This window comes from Micromonospora sp. II (genome assembly GCF_001709195.1).
GTDB lineage: Bacteria > Actinomycetota > Actinomycetes > Mycobacteriales > Micromonosporaceae > Micromonospora > Micromonospora chalcea.
Map to the genome: position 1 here is coordinate 1 of NZ_LYXF01000075.1, position 4,113 is coordinate 4,113.

Sequence of the window (4,113 nt, forward strand, 5' to 3'; positions counted from 1 at the left end):
GGCTGCTGGCCTGGCCGTCCTGGCGGTGGCACGCCGACGAGGGCGTGTTCGCCACCAACCTGCGCGCGATCCTGCTGATCGTGCTGGCCGCTGCGCTGCTCTACCTGCTGCCCGGCCCGCAGGTCGACCGGGTGGCGTCCTCGGGCAGCCAGTTCCTCTCCGGCTGGGGCGCGTACGTGCTCGCCGCCGGGCTCAGCGCCCTGCTCGCCACGCTCCTCGGCCCGCACGGCTCGCTGTTCGCCGCGTTCCAGTCCGCCAGCACCGGCGTCACGTACGGCTTCTTCGCCGGCTGGATCGTCGGGCTGGCCAGCCTGGGCGGCCGGGCCTGAGCTCAGTCCACAGCGCCGAGCGCCAGCACCCGGGTACGGGCGAGCAGGCCCACCGCCCGGCCCTCCTCGGTCACCACGGCGTGCTCCGCGCCGGAGGTGAGCAGCGCGCCGAGCGCGTCGTACGCCGAGTCGCCGAGCGCCACATTGGGCAGGCCGGCGCCCCCGTCGGCCGGGAGCGGGTCGAGGACGGCGCGGGTCACCGGGGTCACCGCGAGGCGCCGGATGCCCCGGTCGGCGCCGACGAACTCGCGGACGAAGTCCGAAGCGGGTGACCCGAGCAGCGCGGCGGGCGTGTCGTACTGCTCCAGCCGGCCGCCCTCGGAGAGCACCGCGATCCGGTCGCCGAGCCGGACCGCCTCGTCGAGATCGTGCGTGACCAGCACGATCGTCTTGCGTACCTCGGCCTGCAGGCGCAGGAACTCCTCCTGCAGGCGGGTCCGGACGATCGGGTCCACCGCGGAGAACGGCTCGTCCATCAGCAGCACCACCGGGTCGGCGGCGAGCGCCCGGGCCACCCCGACCCGCTGCCGCTGCCCGCCGGACAGCTCGTGCGGGTACCGCCGGCCGAACTGGGCCGGGTCGAGGCCGACCAGCTCCAGCAACTCGCCGACGCGGGCGCGGGTGCGCTGCTTCGGCCAGCCCAGCAGTCCCGGCACTGTCGCCACGTTCGCCGCGACGGTCTGGTGCGGGAAGAGGCCGACGTTCTGGATGACGTACCCGATGCGGCGGCGCAGCGCCACCGGGTCGACCCGGGTGACGTCGTCGTCGCCGAGCAGGATCCGCCCGCCGGTCGGCTCGATCAGCCGGTTGATCATCCGCAGCACCGTCGACTTGCCGCAGCCGGACGGGCCGATCAGGACCACCAGCTCACCGGCGCCGACCTGCAGGCTCAGCTCGCGTACCGCCTCGGTGCCGTCCGGGTAGCGCTTGCGGATGCGTTCCAGCGTGATCGACGCCGCGCCGTGTCCGGCAGCGTCCCCCGGGGTACCGTCCACCTGTGTCCCTCCACCTGAGCTACCGGGCCGACCCGGGTAATCCGTGGTTCTCCTGGCAGTACGTGCGGGACAACTCTGACACGATCCTGGCCGCGCTGCGTGAGCACACCTGGCTGACCGCCCGGGCCGTGGTGATCGCCGCGCTGGTGGCGCTGCCGCTCGCGGTGCTCGCGTACTGGTTCCGGTCGTTGTCGGCCTCCATCCTTGCGCTGACCGGGGTGCTCTACACCGTCCCGTCGCTGGCGCTGTTCGCCTTCCTCGCGCCCTACCTGGGCATCGGCGCGATCACCGTGCTCACCGTGGTGGCGCTGTACGCGCTGCTGGTCATCGTGCGCAACGCGCTGGCCGGGCTGAACCAGGTGCCGCCGGAGGTGCGGGAGGCCGCCGAGGGCATGGGGTACGGCCGGTGGGGACGGCTGTTCCGGATCGAGCTGCCGCTGGCGCTGCCCGGCGTCCTCACCGGCGTACGGCTGGCGACGGTGTCGACTGTCGCGCTGGTCACGGTGGGTGTGGTGGTCGGCCGGGGCGGGCTCGGCCAGCTCATCTTCGCCGGCTTCCAGAACAACTTCTACAAGGCCCAGATCATGACCGGCACGGTGCTGTGCGTGCTGCTGGCGCTGGTGCTGGACCTGGTGCTGGCCGGCGTGGGCCGCCTGCTCACCCCGTGGCTGCGCGGGAGGTCCGCCCGGTGAACCCCGTCGAGCAGGCGGTCGTCTGGCTGAACGACCCGCTGAACTGGACCAATCCCGGCGGCGTGCTGGACCGCCTCGGCGAGCACCTGAGCATGTCCGCCCTGGCGGTGCTGCTCGGATGCCTGGTGGCCTGGCCGATCGGCCTCTGGCTCGGGCACAGCGGCCGGGGCGGCGGGCTGGTGCTGCTGGTCTCCAACGTCACGCTGGCGATCCCGACCCTGGCCCTGCTGACCATCCTCCCGCTGACCTTCCTCGGCTTCGGCCGGCCGGCGGTGGTGGTGGCGCTCGCGGTCTTCGCGGTGCCGCCGCTGCTGGCGAACGCGTACACCGGGGTGCGGCAGGCCGACCCGGAGGCGCGGGACGCGGCACATGGGATGGGGCTGTCCGGCGGGCAGGTGCTGCGCCGGGTGGAGCTGCCGCTTGCCGTGCCCTACCTGGCGGCCGGTTTCCGTACCGCGGCCGTGCAGGTGGTGGCCACCGCCGCGCTGGCCTCGTTCGTCAACGGCGGCGGGCTGGGCCAGATCATCCGGGCCGGCTTCGGGCTCGACATCGCCGCCGGCGGCGGCCAGATCATCGCCGGCGGGGTGCTGGTCGCCGGGCTGGCGCTGCTCGTCGAGGGGCTGCTCGCGATCGTGGAGCGGCTCGTCACGCCACGTCCGCTGCGCCCGGTCCGCCGCCGGGCGAACCGCCGCGCGACGGCTGCGACGGCCGGAAGTTGAGCCGCCGGTGACGATCGGGTGACGAAAACCGCTCCGAGTTTGTCGGTCGGGTCCGGAGGATATTGGCTGGAGTCGCGGGTGGCCGTCCGGTTCGCCCGTCGGACACGCGGCCGGCCCGACGGGTCGCGCCGGGACACGGAAGGCGGGCACTCATGCGTGCGCGTACACGACTGGTCGCGGGGGCGTTCGGCGCACTCACCGCGGCCGCTCTCCTCACCGGCTGCGGCGACGCCGGCTCGTCCGGCACCGACGCGCCCGAGCAGGGCGCCTCGGGGGCCGGCTGTGCCCCGGTGGCGGGCGACCAGCTCGTCGTCCTGACCGACGACAAGAAGCTCCAGAACACCGACAACGTCATTCCCGCGATCAACGCGAAGGCGGCCACGCCGCAGCTCGTCGCCGCGCTGGACAAGGTCTCCGCGAAGCTCGACACCCCGAAGCTGATCCAGCTCAACCGGGCAGTCGACGTCGACCGCAAGACGCCCCAGGCGGCGGCGAAGGAGTTCGCGTCCGCCAACGGCGTGACCGACGGGATCGAGAAGGGCCCGGGCGGCCAGATCACCGTCGGCGCCGGCAACTTCAGCGAGAGCCAGACCATCGCCGAGCTCTACAAGATCGCGCTGGAGGCGGCGGGCTACCAGGTCAAGGTGCAGACGATCGGCAACCGGGAGCTGTACGGCCCGGCTCTGGAGAAGGGGCAGATCCAGGTCGTCCCGGAGTACGCCGCCACCATGGCGGAGTTCCTCAACACCAAGGCCAACGGCAAGGACGCCCAGCCCGTCTCCTCACCGGAGCTGGACAAGACGGTCGCCGCGCTGAAGACCGAGGGCGACAAGGCCGGCCTGGTGTTCGGCCAGCCGTCCCAGGCGCAGGACCAGAACGCGTTCGCGGTGACCAAGGCGTTCGCCGACAAGTACGGCGTGTCCACGCTCTCCGAGCTGGCCGCGAAGTGCTCCGGGCAGGCCACCGTGCTCGCCGGTCCGCCGGAGTGCCCGCAGCGGCCGAAGTGCCAGGCCGGTCTGGTCGAGGTCTACGACTTCAAGGCGGGCTCGTTCAGTTCGCTGGACGCGGGCGGCCCGCAGACCAAGAACGCGCTGAAGACCGGCGCCGCGAGCGTCGGCCTGGTCTTCTCCTCCGACGCCGCGCTGGCCACGAGCTGACGCGCCGCGGCCGGCCGGCGCCACGCGCGCCGACCGGCCGCGCACCCCGGGCGGTTGCCTGCTCAGCAGGCCCGCACATCGAGTCACGCCGACCCGTTCCCCTCAGGTGGAACTCTCGGTACTGTGCTCAGCCATGCCCGCCTCGGTCGCTCCTGCCGACAAGCGCAACCCCACCCCGCTGACAGTCCTGTTCTGGGCCGGTGTGGGGCTGGCGCCGCTGG

At 73.1% G+C, this 4,113-nt stretch carries 5 protein-coding genes; 4 read left to right on the forward strand and 1 reads right to left on the reverse strand.

Going from position 1 to position 4,113, the window contains the following annotated elements; all coding sequences use genetic code 11:
* On the forward strand, positions 1–329 hold a 329-nt coding region (locus A8711_RS28355; protein WP_069089888.1), incomplete at its 5' end, for a hypothetical protein.
* Positions 330–331: 2 nt separating this feature from the next.
* Here the strand turns inward: A8711_RS28355 and A8711_RS28360 are convergent.
* Positions 332–1,324: an ABC transporter ATP-binding protein gene (locus A8711_RS28360; RefSeq protein WP_069088243.1), complete on the reverse strand. Its 993-nt coding sequence runs from the start codon at positions 1,322–1,324 to the stop codon at positions 332–334.
* Positions 1,325–1,326: 2 nt separating this feature from the next.
* Between A8711_RS28360 and A8711_RS28365 the strand changes: the two genes are divergently transcribed.
* The 3 genes from A8711_RS28365 (at position 1,327) to A8711_RS28375 (ending at position 3,892) form a co-directional block, all read left to right on the forward strand.
* Positions 1,327–2,016, forward strand: a complete 690-nt coding sequence (locus A8711_RS28365) for an ABC transporter permease (RefSeq protein WP_064446778.1) — start codon at positions 1,327–1,329, stop codon at positions 2,014–2,016.
* Complete coding sequence (locus A8711_RS28370) at positions 2,013–2,735, forward strand: ABC transporter permease (RefSeq protein WP_051611574.1); 723 nt, start codon at positions 2,013–2,015, stop codon at positions 2,733–2,735. Before A8711_RS28365 ends, A8711_RS28370 begins: the two co-directional genes overlap by 4 nt.
* A 152-nt stretch (positions 2,736–2,887) precedes the next feature.
* On the forward strand, positions 2,888–3,892 hold the full coding sequence (locus A8711_RS28375) for a glycine betaine ABC transporter substrate-binding protein (protein WP_043327905.1): 1,005 nt from the start codon (positions 2,888–2,890) through the stop codon (positions 3,890–3,892).
* The last annotated feature ends 221 nt before the right edge of the window (positions 3,893–4,113 follow it).